Genomic DNA, 17,304 nt, shown 5'->3' on the forward strand with positions numbered 1-17,304 from the left:
TTGTCATGAAGTTAGCCATTGTTACGGCCTGCCCGAACGGCATGGTCACCAGTGTGCTGTGCGCCCGTTTGCTCGATGCAGCGGCCCAGCGTCAGGGCTGGAGCACCAGCGTCGAAGTGGTCGACGCTGCGCACCCCGAACGTGAATTGTCGGCAGCCACCATCGCGGCGGCGGAGTGGGTGTTGCTGGTCGCCACCGGCAACGTCGACATGACACGTTTTGTCGGCAAACGGGTCTTCCAGATTGCACCTGCGCAAGCCCTGCAGGATGTCGAAGCGGTACTGCGACGTGGTGCTGAAGAAGCGCAAATCTACGTCGCTGCCGAAGCCGTTCCAGCGGCTGTTGCGGCCCGTGCACCGCGCATCGTCGCCATCACCGCGTGCCCGACTGGCGTTGCCCACACCTTCATGGCGGCCGAAGCGTTGCAGCAAACGGCCAAGCGTCTGGGCTATGACTTGCAGGTCGAAACCCAAGGCTCGGTCGGCGCAAAAACACCGTTGAGCGCGACGGCAATTGCCGAGGCAGATGTGGTACTGCTGGCGGCGGATATCGAAGTCGCCACCGAGCGTTTCGCCGGCAAGAAAATCTACCGCTGCGGCACCGGAGTTGCCCTCAAAAAATCGGAAGAAACGCTGAAAAAAGCGCTGGCGGAAGGCGTGCAGGAAAGCGCTGCCGGTGACGGCAAGGCACCGGCAAAATCCGAGAAAACCGGGGTCTATAAACATCTGCTGACCGGTGTGTCGTTCATGCTGCCGATGGTGGTGGCGGGCGGTTTGATGATCGCGTTGTCATTCGTGTTCGGTATCACCGCGTTCAAGGAAGAAGGCACGCTGGCGGCAGCGCTGATGCAGATCGGCGGTGAAACCGCGTTCAAGTTGATGGTGCCGCTGCTGGCCGGGTACATCGCCTATTCGATTGCCGACCGTCCGGGCCTGGCGCCGGGGATGATCGGCGGTTTACTGGCGAGCACCCTGGGCGCCGGGTTTATCGGCGGGATCGTCGCCGGATTCATTGCCGGTTACGCGGCGAAGGCGATCAGTCGTTATGTCGCGTTGCCGCAAAGCCTTGAAGCACTGAAACCGATTCTGATCATCCCGTTGTTCGCCAGCCTGTTCACCGGGCTGGTGATGATTTACGTGGTCGGCAAACCGGTGGCGGACATGCTGGCGGCGCTCACGCATTTCCTCGACAGTATGGGCACCACCAACGCAATTCTGCTCGGTGTATTGCTCGGCGGCATGATGTGCGTCGACCTCGGCGGGCCGATCAACAAAGCGGCTTACGCGTTCTCGGTGGGGCTGTTGGCGTCGCAGAGTTATGCCCCGATGGCCGCGACCATGGCGGCGGGGATGGTGCCGCCGATTGGTCTGGGTATTGCGACGTTTATTGCCCGACGCAAATTCGCTCAGACTGAACGCGAGGCCGGTAAAGCGGCGTTCGTGCTGGGGCTGTGCTTTATCTCCGAAGGGGCGATTCCTTTTGCCGCGAAAGACCCGCTGCGGGTGATTCCGGCGAGCATTGCCGGCGGTGCATTGACCGGCGCGCTGTCGATGTACTTCGGCTGCAAGCTGATGGCGCCGCACGGTGGGTTGTTTGTGTTGGCGATTCCGAATGCGATCAACCACGCGTTGCTGTATCTGCTGGCGATTGTCGCGGGGAGTTTGTTGACTGCCGTTGTGTATGCGACGGTCAAACGCCCGGAAGCGGTGGAGCTGGCAATGGAACCCGCCAAGGCCTGACACCGCACTAAAACTGTGGGAGCGAGCCTGCTCGCGAATGCAATCTGCCAGCGACATGTATGTTGACTGGCACACCGCTTTCGCGAGCAGGCTTGCTCCCACAATGGTTAGTGGTGTCATGGCGAGTTCATATAGGCGTGCTTTAGTTTTCCTTTTTTCAGGGAGAACAGCATGAGCGATTTCAATGTGGGTCGCCGGCGTGTCATGCAAGTCGTCGGCGCCGGACTGCTGATGCCGGGGCTGGCGCCGGCGGTGATCGCATCGGTCAAGGATCGACCGCAACTGACCGATGGCGTGCAGTCCGGCGACCTGCAAGGCGACCGCGCGATGATCTGGAGCCGCAGCGACCGCCCGGCCCGGATGGTGGTCGAGTGGGACACCCGCAGCCAGTTTCGCAATCCACGGCGAATCGTTTCGGCGCTGGCGGATGCCCGCAGCGACTTCACCGCCCGTGTCGAACTCACCGGGTTACCCGCCGATCAGGCGATTTTCTATCGCGTGTATTTCAAGGACGCCCGCAGCGGCGTCGCCAGCGAGCCGTGGCTCGGCCACTTGCGCAGCGCACCCTCGGCGCGGCGTGATATTCGTTTCGTCTGGAGCGGCGACACCGTCGGTCAGGGCTTCGGCATCAATCCGGACATCGGCGGCATGCGCATCTACGAAGCCATGCGTCTGCGTTTGCCGGACTTCTTCATCCACAGCGGTGACACCATCTACGCCGACGGCCCGGTGCCCGCGCAACTGACCACTGAAAACGGCCGGGTGTGGCGCAACATCACCACCGAAGCCAAGAGCAAAGTCGCCCAGACCCTCGACGACTATCGCGGTAATTATCGCTACAACCTGATGGACGAAAACATTCGCCGCTTCAACGCCGAAGTGCCGCAGATCTGGCAGTGGGATGACCATGAAGTGGTCAACAACTGGTCACCCGGCAAGCAGCTCGACGAGCGCTATCAGGAAAAAGACATCCACACCCTGGTCGGCCGCGCGCGCAAGGCCTGGCTGGAATATTCGCCGATGCGCTTGCAGGCGGCTGACGCGGGCGGGCGAATTTATCGCAAGCTCAAGTACGGGCCGATGCTGGATGTTTTCGTACTCGACATGCGCAGTTATCGCGAGGCCAACGACGACAACCTCGGCGCAGCAAAACCGTTCCTGGGGCGTGAGCAACTGGATTGGCTCAAGCGCGGGTTGAAGGCCTCGAAAGCGCAGTGGAAGGTCATCGCGGCAGACATGCCGATTGGCCTGGGCGTACCTGATGGCGAGGTGAGTCCGGGTGTTGCGCGCTGGGAGGCCGTGGCCAACGGCGACCCGGGACCGGCACAGGGGCGTGAACTGGAGATCGCTGAATTGCTCGGTTTTCTGCGGGCGCAGCAGGTGCGCAATTTCGTCTTCCTCACGGCAGATGTGCACTACTGCGCGGCGCATCACTATCATCCGGATCGCGCGGCGTTTCAGGATTTCGAGCCGTTCTGGGAGTTTGTCGCGGGGCCGTTGAATGCCGGAAGTTTCGGGCCTAATCCGCTGGATAAGACCTTTGGGCCTGAGGTGGTTTTCGAGAAGGCACCGACGGCGCAGAACATGTCACCGTTTGCCGGGTTTCAGTTTTTTGGCGAGGTGAATATTGAGGGGCAGAGTGGGGAGATGAGCGTGGTGTTGCGGGATTTGAATGGGGTCAGTGTGTTCGAGAAAAAACTGCAGCCAGTCTGAAACCCCCTGTAGGAGCTGCCGCAGGCTGCGATCTTTGATCTTGGTTTTAAAAAAAGACAAGGTCAAAAGATCGCAGCCTGCGGCAGCTCCTACAGGGGAGTGGGGGTGTCAGTAAACATCGCGGCGATAACGACCCTGCTCAATCAGGCGTTCAACCTCAGCAGCGCCGAGCACTTCGTTGAGCACTTGATCAACGCCTGATGCCATCCCTTGCAGGCTGCCGCAGATGTAGATAACAGCACCCTCCGCCAGCCATTTCTTCAACTCCTCAGCCGATTCCCGCAAGCGATCCTGCACATAAACCTTCTCTGCCTGATCACGCGAAAATGCCAGATCCAGTCGTGCCAGATCGCCATTGATCAACCACTCTTCCAGCTCCGCCCGGCACAGGTAATCGTGCTCACGATGACGCTCGCCGAACAGCAACCACTGACGTTGCCGAGCATCAGCAATGCGCGCCTTGAGCAGGCTGCGCAGACCGGCCAGCCCTGTGCCGTTACCGATCAGAATCATTGGCACCGGTTCATTCGGCAGGTGGAAACCACTGTTACGGCGCACCCGCAAGCTGATGCTGCCGCCTACCGGTGCATGCTCGGTCAACCAGCCTGAAGCGATGCCCAGCGTGCCGTCGGCGTGCTGTTCCTGACGCACGATCAACTCCAGCACACCGTCGGCGGCAATCGATGCGATCGAGTATTCGCGCATGGCCAGCGGCACCATGGCATCGACCAGTGCCTGCGCGTGCAGGCCAACCAGATGCGCGCGGTGCTCGGGCAGTTGGCGCGAGGCCAGTGCTACTTCCAGAGGTTCTTCGAGGCCGTTGATTTTCACAATCGTCTCGCCACGAATACCGAGGCCGTCGAGGAAGTGTTCGATGGCCCACTGGCAGTTGCGTGGCAGCACTTCGACCAGATCCCCGGCCAGCCAGCTGCTGGTGTTCGGTGCGCTCAGGCTCAGCAGATAAACCGGCGAACCGCTGCTGCCAGGGTTCATCAGTTCACGGCGCAACAGCGTCCAGTTTTCGTAGCTCGGTGCCTGCCAGGTGTCGACCGGTGCTTGCCCGGTGAGCAAGCCCAGTTGGGTTTGCCAATGATGCAGGGCGTATGGGTCGCCGCTGTCGACTTCTACCGGGGCAAACAGGGGCTTGCCGCCGTGCTCGCTCAGCCACTGATGCAGGCGTCGGGCGAAACCGCAGAAGTGCTGATACTCACGGTCGCCAAGCCCGAGGACGGCGTAGCTCAAGTTGTCGAGTGTCGATGCTTTGGCCAGAACCTTGCGCTCGAAACCACGGGCGCTGTCCGGGGCCTGGCCGTCGCCAAACGTGCTGACGACAAACAGCGCATTGCTCGACTCACGCAGATCCTTTTCGCTGACATTCGCCAGCGGCTGCACCTTCACCGGCAACCCGGCGGCCTGCAATTGGCCTGCGGTCTGCCACGCCAGTTGCTCGGCGAAACCGCTCTGGCTGGCGAAGCCGATCAGCCACGCCGGGGTATCGCCGGCCGGCGGTTCGAAGCCTTTGCGCGCCTCCCTGATCTGCTTTTTCTTGCGACGACGATCCAGGTACAGCAGCCATCCGGTGATGAAGAACAGCGGCATGCACACCGCCGCAACGGTAATAATGATCCGTCCGACGAGGCCGAAATAACTGCCAACGTGCAGCGCGTAAATGCTGGTCAGCAATTGCGCCTTGAAGCTCTTGTCGGCATAGCGGTCGACACGTTTGACGATGCCGGTGGCCGGATCGAGGGTGATCTGGTTCAGCGCGCGATCATGGGGCGAGCTGTCGAGCAGGTAGAACACCGTCGCCGGTTGACCGGCCACGGGCGGCATGCGGATGTTGTAGGCAGACAGGCCCGGACCGGCGGCGCTGTAGATGCTGCTCCACATCGCGGCGTAGTCGGCGGTTGGCGCCGGGCCTTGTGGGGCCTGGCCGCGACCGCCGCGCACGCGTTCGTTTTGCGGAGCGTCGGAGAGCAGTCTGGTCAGGCCCTTGTTGTACCACTCGTATGACCACGACAACCCGGTCAGCGCCAGCAGCAGATACACCAACAGGCACCAGGTGCCTGCCACCGAATGCAGGTCCCAATTAAAGGTGCGACCCTTTTTCTTCCAGTCCAGGGTCAACCAGACGCGCCAGCTGTTCCACTGCCGAGGCCAGCGCAGGTACAGGCCCGAAAGGCAGAAAAACACCAGGATCAGGGTGCAGGCGCCGGTGATGTTGCGCCCGGTGTCACCGATGGCGAGGAAGCGGTGCAGTTGCAGCATAAGACCGAAGAAGTCCTGGCCGGTGGCATCGCCCATGAAGTCGCCGGTGTACGGATCGAAGTAGCGCATCTCGCCGCGACGTTCACCTTTGGGCGGGGTGAAGAATACTTTTGCCGCGTGGCCGCTTTCGGTCTCCACCGACAGCATCGAGACTTTCTTGCCCGAAGTGGCTTCGATGCGCTCTACCAGTTCAACGGGCGGCAGCACGCCGGCGACCTGTTTTTCCACCTGTAATACCGAGGGATTTAGCGCCCGCAGGATTTCGTCCTGAAACGAATAGGCCGCGCCGGTGATGCCCATCAGGGCCAGCACCAGGCCTGCGGTGATGCCAAAAAACCAGTGCAACTGGAACAGGGTTTTCTTCAACACGTCACTCGCCGTCCGTTCGGAAATTGTCTTCACGGCGCGCATTATGCCGTGGGTTGTCGAGAAGCTTCTTGATTACGCACAAAAGCCCCGTTCAATTGAATGAACGGGGCCAAGCCTTGCGGCGCATTCCTTGTGGGAGCGAGCCTGCTCGCGAAGGCGTCGTGTCAGTCAGCCTCCACTTAACTGACTCACCGCTTTCGCGAGCAGGCTCGCTCCCACAGGTTCCCACATCGGTCAGAAGTGGAAGTTGGTGCTCAACAGTGCCGTACGCCCCGCTGCCTGGCTGGCGAAGTGGGTGGCGAAGGCTTTGTCGTAATAGGTTTCATCGGTCAGGTTCTGCACGTTGAGTTGCAGGTCGACGTTCTTGGTCAGCTTGTAAGCCGCCATCGCGTCGTAACGCACGTACGAATCAACCATGGTGGTATTGGCCACGTTGCCGAACACATCGTCGACATAGAACGCGCCGCCACCGATCGTCAGCTTCGGCGTGACCTGGTAAGTGGTCCACAGGCTGGCGCTGTTCTTCGGCGTGTTAGGCAGTTGGTTGCCGTCGGTGGCGCGGTTCAGCGGGCCGCCGTCAACCTGTTCGCTGTCCATGAAGGCGTAACCGGCGAACACCTGCCATTTGTCGGTGAGCTTGCCGCTGGCCGACAGCTCGACACCTTGCACGCGGGTTTTGCCGGCGTTCTCGTAAGAGGTGGTGTCGACTTGTACACGCGCGTTTTCTTTCTCGGTGCGGAAGATGTCAGCGGTCAGCGACAGGCGATCATTGAGCAGGTCCCACTTGGTGCCGATTTCGTAGTTCTTGGTAGTTTCCGGCTCCATGTCGCTGCTCAGCAGATTGCCGGCGCGATCCTTGGTGCCGCCCAATGGGTTGCCGTCCATGCCTTCACCGAGGGTGTTGCCCGGTGGGGTGGCCGAAGTGGCGTAGGACGCATAAATGCTGCCGTTTTCCGCAGGCTTGTAGACCACGCCGAACTGGCCGGTAACGAACTCGCTGACGTCATCGCCCTTGGCGGTGGTAGCGCCGGCGGCGGTGTAGGTTTTGTATTCAGTGTCGAAGTGGTCGTACCGCAGCCCCATGTTCACCAGCCACTGCTCTGACAACTCCAGGGTGTTGAACGCATACAGCGCGTAGGTGTTGGCCTTGGTGTCGGTGCCGGCGTAGTTGCGCGAAATCGCACCATTCCACGGATCGTTCGGATTCGGATTCGACAGCGAGGTGCAGTTGTAGCCGCTCGACGCGCCAATCATCGCCGGCGTGCAGTTGCTGCTGGCCGGCACGTTGGTGGTGCGCGGCGTAGTGTCGGTGTTGACGTTGTACGAAGACTTCTGGCTTTGCTCACGGGTGTATTCGACACCGGTGGAGAAGCTGTTCTTGAAGCCGGCGACGTAGAAATTGCCGAACAGGTCAGTCTGGTTGGTGGTGGTCTCGGTGTTGCTGACCCGCGTATTCGCCCGACGCCACAAGCTGCCGTTGTTGACGTTGCCCTTGCTGTCGTCCGGCTGGGTGAGGATGTAATCCTGCATGCTGGTGCCGTGACGCAGGGTGTTCTTGATGGTCAGCGAGTCGCTCAGGTCATGCTCGATGGCGAACGTCGCGGTGTCGGTGCGGCCCTTGCGGAAATCGCGATCCAGGCCGTAGAAGTTGCTGTCGTCGCCACCGGCATACGGCTTGTCCGGATTGGACTTGGTGCGCGGGCTCGAAAAGCTGTACGGGATACCCGAGTCCGGCGTGTCGTTGCTTTCCAGATGGTAGTAATCAAGGTTGACGCGGGTGTCGGTGCCCAGACCGAAGGCCAGGGAAGGCGCGATGCCCCAACGGTCGTAATCGACTTTGTCGCGACCGGCGACGTTGCTTTCGTGGCTCATCAGGTTCAGACGGCCAGCGGCGGTATCGCTGAACTGGTAGTTGCCGTCGAGGGTGTAACGCTGAGTCTGGTCGGAGCCCCAGGTGAAGCCACCGTCGAACGAATTACCCAAGTGAGCCTTCTTGCTCACCAGGTTGATGCTGCCGCCCGCCGCGCCACGACCGCCGAGGGCGGAGTTCGGGCCCTTGCTAACTTCGATGTTTTCTACGGCGAAGATTTCGCGGCTCTGCGAGCCCGTGTCGCGCACGCCGTCGAGGTAAGTGTCGCCCTGGGCGTCGAAGCCACGGATGAACGGACGGTCGCCCTGCGGGTTGCCACCCTCACCGGCGCCAAAGGTAATGCCCGGCACGGTGCGCAGGGCGTCCTGCATGTTCAGGGCGCCGGTGTCCTTCAGGACTTGCTGCGGAATAACGGTGACCGAGCGCGGCGTGTCGATCAGCGGCGCGGTGTACTTGGGAGAGGAGGCTTTCTCGACCTGGTAGGACGTTGAGTCCTGCGCTTCGCCAGTGATGGCGGTAGCGTCCAGGGCGATGGCATTGCCGGAGGCTTTGCTGTCAGTCTTTTCGGCGGCAAACACCATGTGGCCGGCGGAACCGGCGGTGATTGCCACGCCAATTGCAGAAGCGAGCAGACGTGGTGAACTGACCGGTAATTGTGCGGGTTGACGTGCCATTTTTATTCCCCTCCCCAAGGATTTGAGGCGGCGGAATATAGGGTAAACGGGTATTCGTATCAATTGCGAAATATTGTTATTCGCACTGAATTTACATTCTTTACAATTTGGCCTTACGGTTTTTACCTTTTCATTCGTCCCGTGGGTTTTACACAGACAATAAGAATCAATACCATTGCCGCCTCTTTGCCATCAGGTGACATTGCCATGCTGCTGCACATCCCCGGTCTGTTTGAAAAGGACGAAGTGCAGCGCATTCGTGAGGCGCTGGAACAGGCAGATTGGGCTGACGGCAAGATCACCGCCGGCTACCAATCGGCCAAGGCCAAGCACAATCTGCAATTGCCCGAAGGCCATCCGCTGGCCAAGGAAATCGGCGCGGCGATGCTCGAGCGGCTGTGGAAGAATCCGCTGTTCATGTCTGCCGCGCTGCCGCACAAAGTGTTTCCTCCGTTAGTGAACTGTTACACGGCCGGTGGCAGTTTCGATTTCCACATCGACAATGCCGTGCGCCAGCCCAAGGGCAGCATCGAGCGGGTGCGTACCGATCTGTCGGCCACGCTGTTCTTCAGCGAACCTGAGGATTACGACGGCGGCGAACTGGAAATCCAGGACACCTTCGGCACTCAACAGGTGAAATTGCCCGCTGGCGACATGGTGCTGTATCCCGGCACCAGCCTGCACAAAGTCAACGCGGTTACTCGCGGCGCGCGTTACGCCTCATTCTTCTGGACGCAAAGTCTGGTGCGCGAAGACAGCCAGCGTGCGTTGCTGTTCGAGATGGACGGGGCGATTCAGCAGCTCACGCAAGACCTGCCCGATCACCCTTCGCTGATTCGCCTCACCGGCACTTATCACAACTTGTTGCGGCGCTGGGTCGAGGTATGAGTTTTCATCTGCGCCGTCAGGAAGTCCTCGACGGCGAACAGCTCAGCGCCATGCTTGAAGAGAGCCCGGGTCGTGCGGCGCAGGCGATTCTGTTGGCGGCGGGCGAGGGAGTTGTTCAAGCGCAGGCGCTGCTTGGGCAGATCCTGCTCGATGGTCAGGGTATCGCGCAGGATCAACCCTTGGCACTGCGCTGGTTCGGCATTGCCGCCGGGCAAGGGCATTTGATGGCGCGCAACATGCTCGGCCGTTGCAACGAACATGGCTGGGGCTGTGAGGCGGATGCCGCGGTTGCGGTGGAGCATTATCGAATCGCCGCCGAGGCCGGGCTGGACTGGGCGATGTACAACCTCGCTAACCTGCTCGCCACCGGTCGCGGCATCGCCGAAAACCAGGCGCACGCCCTGATCTTGTATCGTCGTGCTGCGGCGTTGGGCCACGCCAAATCAATGAATCTGCTGGGTCGTTACCTGGAGGAGGGACGCCATTGTCCGCAGGATTCACTGGCCGCGCGTGATTGGTATCGCCGTGCGGCCGAGGGCGGTGATTTTCGTGGGCAGTTCAGTCACGCGGCGATGCTCGCCGACGACGGCCGGATCGATGATGCCCTTGTCTGGCTGCGCAAGGCGCTGGCGGGGGGCAATGCGAACTTTCTGCGGGTTGCAGGCGAATCGCTGATGAATGCACCGCACTTACGCATTCGCGCAATGGCCGACGCTTATAAGCTGCGCTTGTCGCAGTTGATGGCGTCGTAATGATTTGTTTTTATCGTTAGTTGTTCAAGTGATGTGAGTGGTTTGCCAGGCGTTAATGACTTGAGTAAGTAATTATGTTGTCGTGATTGCTAATATTTAAGCGCTTGTTGGTTTTTATCTTGTTGTCCTAAGGTTGTTTTGCGATGGCCGTGATCGAGTTGACCTAAAACTCGACAAGCTCGAATCGCAATTGACTTTAATAATATCCAAAGCAGACAAGGAGTCTCTTATGGGATTCAGGATAGATAACAAGATTGTCGAAAACGCCACGAAAGCACCTGCCGTGTTTATCAGCGCCTCGCTTGGTGAGGGTAATGAATACAATCGTGATACCGGTATTCAGCTAACCAAAGAGCAGATTATCAGTTTGAGAAAATATGAAGTTCTTGGGTTGTCTTTGCCCGTGCGCTTGCAGGATGTTATTGCGTACTTGAACTATGGCGCAGGTGATAGCGGCGGCCTCGGCCTCAAGCCAGCAGACTTTCTGCGTACATTCAGCACGACTTATGATCACGCCAAGCGATGGTCGCCGTTGCGTGAAAAAATCATGCTCACGGGCACCGATCTGAAGATTTTTGCCGGCAGTATCATCCGTACAGGCAGCGGAATAGTCGAGATCTATGAAGATCTCAAAGTGTCCAGATACCTGGAAGAACACAATATAAGTACCCCTGAACAGTATCTGGAACTCAAGCGAAAGATCCCCAATCTTCCTGATCTCGCGTTGCCGGAGGGCGATGTTCCGGAGATAAAAGCCTACCTTAATGACATGCTGGGCAAAGTCAGGCAATGCCATCAGAAAGCTGAACGGGTCCGGGAGCAGCTGGACAGCTTTGGCAAGGACATGCGCGAGAAAGTCTTGCCCGAGATCAAACTGCGTCTGGAGTTTGTTTCGAGGAATACCTATCAGGCGGACATTCAGGTACTGCAAGGGGAGATCGATCAGCGCTCGAAGGAGATTGATGAACTCAATAAACAATATGATCAACTGGTACAGGAGGCCATCGCGGCGGCTGCGACCTTTAACGTCGCAGGATTGATTCTCGGTATCTATCAGGGCGTAAAGGCAGAAGAGATCCGCAAGAAGCGCAACAATCTCAAAGCCGAACAACAGGCTGCCAATCAGAAAATGGCCAGCAAGAGTCAAACGTTGGCTTCTTTGAACAAGATACGGGATGACTTGCAAAACCTCGACTATGTAGCGATCGAAGCTGAAGTTGCAACTCAAAATCTGATGTTGGTATGGAATGCATTGAGCACTTACATCACGGCCTCCATCAAAGAGGTCGATTCGCTGCATGAGGCCACGTCGTTGCGCAGGTTCAAGAATCAGATTCTCGCCATTATCGATCCGTGGGAACAGATCAAATCCAGTGCGGATCAACTGCTCGACGTGTTTGCAGCAGCGGATAAAGAGTATGGAAACAAATTTCAGTCATTCAGGAGCAAGAGAATCATGTTTTCGCTGCCAAATAATCAAACTTATCCGCAAGTCAATGTGGCCGCTTTGCGTGCTCACTCGGCCGCCATGCAGAAAAGCAATACCACTGCGCAAATGCTTTTTGAACAGTTTAACTATATGCCTGGCATTGTCCGCAACATGAATGATTTGTCGATTGCTGTTCAGAGAGCAACATTTGATATGCGTAGCCAGGCCCGGACAGACATCATTCATCTGGAGCGTGCGCGGGACAAGCTGAAAGGATATCAGGCCGAACTTGCCTACCCCGAGGATGTGGAAGAAGTTCGTGAAGACATGGAAAACGAACTCAAGAGTACTTCCAACAAGATCTCCGAGCGTTATGAAGACCTCAAAGTCATTCGCAGCAGCCTGAGTACTGCGTATGACCGGGCCACTTCGCAGCAATGGATTGCAACACTGCAACAGGATCGGGATGTAACGGAAGCACTGAAGGTCAAATCCGACGAGAAATTGACCGATCTGGAAAAACAGATGAAATCGGCATCCGAAGGGATCGACCTGATCGCCAAAGCCGGTGTGGAGAAGATCGGCCAGGAAGCGCAATTAACGCTGGATAATCTCAAAGCCCTGGGTTTGGCACCGCCGCAGGTTCAAATTGCAATGCTGGCGATCGACACCCTGAAAAAAATCATCTCCGGTATTGGTGAAGCGATTTCGTTTCTGAACATGCTGGATGCTTACAACAAGCTCAGGGATAAAGCCGCTGACTTGCGGGTGCAGTTGAAGAAATACAAAAGCGACATCGCCCGGACAGACGGGAAAATTCAATTGGTCAACGCTCTGGATCAACTGGACGAGGGTCGTTGGGGCTATGTGAACGAGTATTCGAATCTGGTTAACGGTTTTGACTCGTTCCGCCAAGACTTCAGGCAGGACAAGTCACAACCTGTCGAGGAGCGTGCCGATGCCGCGATTGCCCGGATCACCGAAGTCGTGAGGTATCTGAAGTCTGTTCAACAATAAGGAGTGGGGGCGGTGGGCTGCGCGCCCATCGCTTCTTGAATAGTCATGAACATACTTTCCTATGACCTCTCTGCCGCGCAGCGGCGCGTGCTGGATCGCTATACAAGATTTCTCGGCTCTCTTCACCCGACCTTCAACAACATCCCCGTGGTATTTGCCCGTCGAAAAGCCAGCGGTCATGCACCCGCGGTATTGGCCAGTGATTCGCGCCTGAACAATGCCCGATTCAATGAGCGCTATTTGCAAGAACTCTGGGAGCGCACAAAAGAAGCTCGGAATTTGTGCAGTGCTTACGTCGCGGATCTCTCTACGTTTGCGCAAGAGACCCGGGAAATGACCCGTCGTACATCAAGGAGTGAGCCCCTCAGCAAGGTGGATTTCAAGGGGTACAGTTTGTCCCGGTCGCCGACCTGGAACCTGTTTCCGCCTAATGATGTACCCGATCTGGTTCACGAATTGGCACTGCGGTTTTATCAACTCAGGGCGATGATTCAACAACTGAAATACACCATCGCCGAGGTGCATGACGAGTCGTTCGGGCTCAGGTCGGTGTTTACCAAGGCAATGGATCATCGCTCCTGCCAGTGCCATGCCCAGCCAACGGTTCTCCAGGAGTTGTTCCGTGAAGCCCGCACTACGCCGTTTTGGGATATCACTTATTCTTCCGCGGATGCAGTGATCCGGGCCGCAGAATACAAATCTGATATTGGCACTTTGTTCAACGGACTGGCGTCCGTGAGTTCGCGAGTCAGTATGTTTCTTGAGGTAACGGGATCGCACATGGACACGGCGATCAACGAGTTATTAAGGGCTGAACGCGTGTCGAAACTGGGCGAGTTGAATTTCAAATTGGCCGCGACCAAGGAGCTGGCTGACGCGTTTATGGCCATGGTTGACCAACTTGAGACTTGGCTGCACAAATAAAAAAAAGGCCCATACATGGGCCTTTTCATTTAACGCGTCAGTTAAAGGTAATACGACTTCAGCGGCGGGAAACCATTGAATTCAACGGCGCTGTAGCTAGTGGTGTACGCGCCGGTCGACAGCCAGTACATCCGGTCACCGATCGCCAGGTTCAGCGGCAGGCCGTACTTGTAGTTCTCGTACATGATGTCGGCGCTGTCGCAGGTCGGGCCGGCGATGACGACTTCTTCCATCTCGCCTTTCTTCTCGGTCCAGATCGGGAACTTGATCGCTTCGTCCATGGTTTCGATCAGGCCGGAGAACTTGCCCACGTCGGTATAAACCCAACGCTCGACGGCAGTGCGGGATTTGCGTGCAACCAATACCACTTCGCTGACCAGGATGCCGGCGTTGGCGATCAGCGAACGGCCCGGCTCCAGAATGATTTCCGGCAGGTCATCACCGAAATCCTCTTTGAGGAAGCGGATGATTTCCTCGGCGTAGGTTTCCAGGCTGTTGGTGCGGGTGATGTAGTTGGCCGGGAAGCCGCCGCCCATGTTGATCAGCTTCAGTTCAATGCCGTCTTCTTCTTTCAGGCGCTCGAAGATCACTTTGACCTTGGCGATTGCCGCGTCCCACACGCTGATATCGCGCTGTTGCGAGCCAACGTGGAACGAGATGCCGTAAGGCACCAGGCCAAGGTCGCGGGCGAGGATCAGCAGGTCCATGGCCATGTCGGTCTGGCAGCCGAATTTGCGCGACAAAGGCCAGTCAGCCGTAGTCGAACCTTCGGTCAGGATGCGCACGTAGACTTTCGAGCCCGGCGCCGCTTTGGCGATGTTGCGCAGGTCGGCTTCGGAGTCGGTGGAGAACAGACGCACGCCTTTCTCGTAGAAGTAGCGAATGTCCTTGGATTTCTTGATGGTGTTGCCGTAGCTGATACGGTCGGGGCTGACGCCGCGATCCATCACTTTGTCGAGCTCGTAGATCGAGGCGATGTCGAAGCTCGAGCCTTTGTTCTTGAGCAGGTCGATGATCTCGACGGCCGGGTTGGCCTTGACTGCGTAATAGACCTTGGCGAATTCGAAACCGGCGCGCAGGTCATCGTAGGCCTGGCTGATCATCGCGGTGTCGATCACCACGAACGGTGTTTCTTGCTTGTCGGCAAACGCCTTCATTTTGTCAAAAGTGGCGCGCTCGAAATAATCTTCGACGTTGATCGACATGCTGGGAACTCCTAAGGGCAAACAATAATAAACATGGGTAAAAATGAACGTCCTCCGTATCCCCACTTTGGTTCGCCTACTTCCCAAGGCATGTCGCCGAAAGCAAAAAGGCCATGGGAAATGCAGCTTTTTTCCCTTGGCCTTGCTGTCTCGTCGTCAGTACTTGAGCCGGATGGATCGTTTCCAGCATGGACGTTCGGCGCGAACTTTAGGGCGTGAGGGGCCTGAGATCAACTAAAAATGTCGCGTTTTTGCACGCTTCTGACGTGCGACGCGGATATCACTCTTTGTAGCCGACCGATATGACGGGCAGATGTTCCCCGCGAACTTTGCAGTGTTAAAAATACCTGCACGTTCGCTGCTTTTGTCAGCGAAGTCGCGGGTAAGTGTGATGGGCGCAACATCGGCGACGTTGGCGGCGAGAGGGGCTTGTGAAGGGGATTTAGGGTGTTTGCGAAGCGCTTTTCGGTGTGTTCTTGGAGTGGCGTGTGTTGAGATTCTTTTCCAGTTGGCGAATGAGGAAAAAATCACGCAGATCCTGTGGGAGCGAGCCTGCTCGCGAAGGCATTTTCACAGCCAGCATCATGGTTGACTGATATTGCGCATTCGCGAGCAGGCTCGCTCCCTCAGGTTGCGTGTTTTACGCGACTACCGCCTCCGCCGGCGAGACGATGCTGGTCTTGCCGCCGCGAGATTTGCCGGAGCTCAGGTACTCGGCAATCGACTCTTGCGTTACCTCACCCAGGAACACCCGATCGGCATCCATCACCGGCAGCCACGAGCGGTTGAACTCGTACATGCGCGACAGCAGGATGCGCAAATGCTCGTCGTACGCCGCCGTGGCGTTGAACTCGCGAAGATATTGCGCGCAGGTGCCGGTCTGACGGTGCAGATCGCGACGACGCACATAACCCAGCGCCTTGTTCTCGGCACAGGTGACGACGACATAGCGACGGTCATGCTCGTCCATCAATTCCAGCGCATCGGCCACCGGGGTTTCCGGGCTCACCGACGGCGCGTTGTCCGCCGCGTCTTCAGCCTTCACCAGCAACAGACGTTTGAGCGTGCTGTCCTGACCGACAAAGTTGCTGACAAATTCGTCCGCCGGATGCGCCAGCAGCGTGTCCGGGTGATCTATCTGCAGCAGCTTGCCGGCGCGGAAGATCGCGATCTTGTCACCCAGCTTGATCGCTTCGTCGATGTCGTGGCTGACCATGATCACGGTCTTGTTCAGCGCGCGCTGCATCTCGAAGAATTCGTTCTGGATCATCTCGCGGTTGATCGGGTCGACCGCACCGAACGGTTCGTCCATCAGCAACAGCGGCGCATCCGCCGCCAATGCGCGGATCACGCCGATACGTTGTTGCTGACCACCGGACAACTCGCGCGGGTAACGATGCAGATACTGCTTGGGCTCAAGCTTGATCATGCTCATCAGTTCGCGGGCGCGGTCGTGGCATCGCTGCTTGTCCCAGCCGAGCAGTTTCGGCACCACGACGATGTTCTCTTCGATGGTCATGTTCGGGAACAGACCGATCTGCTGGATCACGTAGCCGATGTTGCGACGCAGGGTCACTTCGTCCAGATCGGTGGTGTCTTCGCCGTTGATCAGGATCTTGCCCGAGGTCGGTTTGATCAGACGGTTGATCATCTTCAGCGTGGTGCTTTTGCCGCAACCCGATGGCCCGAGGAACACACAGATTTCGCCTTCATTGACGGTCAGGCTCACCGAATCCACGGCTTTGACATCTTTGCCGTTGCTTTGGAAGGTCTTGCTGAGGTTTTGAAGTTCGATCATTTGAGTAATCCTTTTGGAGTCAACGAGCGTTGCAGCCATTGCAAAAACAGGTCGGCGAAGATCGCCAGAAGACTGACCAGCAGCGCGCCGACGATAAGCATCGACATATCACTGCGGCTGATGGAGGCGAGGATCAACACGCCGAGGCCGCCAGCGCCGATGGTTGCGGCGATGGTCATCACGCCGATGTTCATCACCACGGCGGTGCGCACACCGGCGAGGATCACCGGCACCGCAATCGGCAACTCGACCATGCGCAGGCGCTGGCCGAAGGTCATGCCGATGCCGCGTGCGGCTTCACGGATACCCGGCTCAACGCCGGTCAACGCCAGGTAGGTGTTACGCATGATCGGCAGCAGTGAATAAAGGAACACTGCGGTGATCGCCGGCATTGGGCCGAGGCCTTGGCCGAACTTTGAGTAGAACGGCAGCAGCAGGCCGAACAGCGCAATCGACGGCACGGTCAGCAACACCGTGGCGCTGGCCTGCAACGGGCCGGCGAGGCTCGGGAAGCGCGTCATCAGAATGCCCAGCGGCACCCCGACGAGGATCGCCAGCGTGACAGCGATGCCAACCAGCGTGATGTGCTGCCAGGTCAGGTGCATCACCTGTTGCCAGTCGAGATGGGAAAAGGCGTTCAAAAATTCCATGACTTTTC

At 58.0% G+C, this 17,304-nt stretch carries 11 protein-coding genes; 6 read left to right on the forward strand and 5 right to left on the reverse strand.

The window, feature by feature from the left end; genetic code table 11:
- Positions 1-5 precede the first annotated feature (5 nt).
- Entirely contained in the window at positions 6-1,739 is a 1,734-nt protein-coding gene (locus tag AB4P97_RS28075) for a PTS fructose-like transporter subunit IIB (RefSeq protein ID WP_395601904.1), read from the forward strand.
- A gap of 171 nt (positions 1,740-1,910) precedes the next feature.
- Positions 1,911-3,452, forward strand: a complete 1,542-nt coding sequence (locus AB4P97_RS28080) for an alkaline phosphatase (RefSeq protein ID WP_047299746.1) — start codon at positions 1,911-1,913, stop codon at positions 3,450-3,452.
- Positions 3,453-3,560: 108 nt separating this feature from the next.
- Here the strand turns inward: AB4P97_RS28080 and AB4P97_RS28085 are convergent, their stop codons facing one another.
- Both AB4P97_RS28085 and AB4P97_RS28090 read right to left on the reverse strand, forming a co-directional pair.
- Entirely contained in the window at positions 3,561-6,089 is a 2,529-nt protein-coding gene (locus tag AB4P97_RS28085) for a PepSY domain-containing protein (RefSeq protein WP_395602972.1), read from the reverse strand.
- Between the two features lie 234 nt (positions 6,090-6,323).
- Positions 6,324-8,633: a TonB-dependent receptor gene (locus tag AB4P97_RS28090; RefSeq protein ID WP_395601905.1), complete on the reverse strand. Its 2,310-nt coding sequence runs from the start codon at positions 8,631-8,633 to the stop codon at positions 6,324-6,326.
- A 207-nt stretch (positions 8,634-8,840) separates the two neighbouring features.
- On the opposite strand from AB4P97_RS28090, the gene AB4P97_RS28095 reads away from it, so the two are divergent.
- From AB4P97_RS28095 to AB4P97_RS28110, 4 genes are all read left to right on the forward strand, one after another.
- Positions 8,841-9,521: a Fe2+-dependent dioxygenase gene (locus AB4P97_RS28095; protein ID WP_042557612.1), complete on the forward strand. Its 681-nt coding sequence runs from the start codon at positions 8,841-8,843 to the stop codon at positions 9,519-9,521.
- The gene (locus AB4P97_RS28100) at positions 9,518-10,273 is read left to right on the forward strand and encodes a tetratricopeptide repeat protein (protein WP_047299748.1); all 756 of its coding nucleotides are present in this window, start codon (positions 9,518-9,520) and stop codon (positions 10,271-10,273) included. The genes AB4P97_RS28095 and AB4P97_RS28100 overlap by 4 nt, the downstream gene beginning before the upstream one ends.
- A gap of 229 nt (positions 10,274-10,502) precedes the next feature.
- Positions 10,503-12,719 carry an alpha-xenorhabdolysin family binary toxin subunit A gene (locus AB4P97_RS28105; RefSeq protein ID WP_395601906.1) on the forward strand — a complete coding sequence of 739 codons (2,217 nt, stop codon included), beginning with the start codon at positions 10,503-10,505 and terminating at the stop codon, positions 12,717-12,719.
- 45 nt (positions 12,720-12,764) lie between these two features.
- Positions 12,765-13,643, forward strand: a complete 879-nt coding sequence (locus AB4P97_RS28110) for a hypothetical protein (RefSeq protein ID WP_395601907.1) — start codon at positions 12,765-12,767, stop codon at positions 13,641-13,643.
- 41 nt (positions 13,644-13,684) lie between these two features.
- On the opposite strand, the gene AB4P97_RS28115 is transcribed toward AB4P97_RS28110, so the two are convergent.
- The 3 genes from AB4P97_RS28115 to AB4P97_RS28125 form a co-directional block, all read right to left on the reverse strand.
- Complete coding sequence (locus tag AB4P97_RS28115; RefSeq protein ID WP_042557616.1) at positions 13,685-14,848, reverse strand: type III PLP-dependent enzyme; 1,164 nt, start codon at positions 14,846-14,848, stop codon at positions 13,685-13,687.
- A gap of 640 nt (positions 14,849-15,488) precedes the next feature.
- Positions 15,489-16,646 carry a betaine/proline/choline family ABC transporter ATP-binding protein gene (locus AB4P97_RS28120; protein ID WP_047299751.1) on the reverse strand — a complete coding sequence of 386 codons (1,158 nt, stop codon included), beginning with the start codon at positions 16,644-16,646 and terminating at the stop codon, positions 15,489-15,491.
- Complete coding sequence (locus AB4P97_RS28125) at positions 16,643-17,296, reverse strand: ABC transporter permease (protein ID WP_042557618.1); 654 nt, start codon at positions 17,294-17,296, stop codon at positions 16,643-16,645. The genes AB4P97_RS28120 and AB4P97_RS28125 overlap by 4 nt, the downstream gene beginning before the upstream one ends.
- Between the last annotated feature and the right edge of the window lie 8 nt (positions 17,297-17,304).

Origin of the sequence: Pseudomonas sp. A1230, assembly GCF_044218825.1 — a bacterium.
Classification (GTDB): Bacteria; Pseudomonadota; Gammaproteobacteria; order Pseudomonadales; family Pseudomonadaceae; genus Aquipseudomonas; species Aquipseudomonas iridis.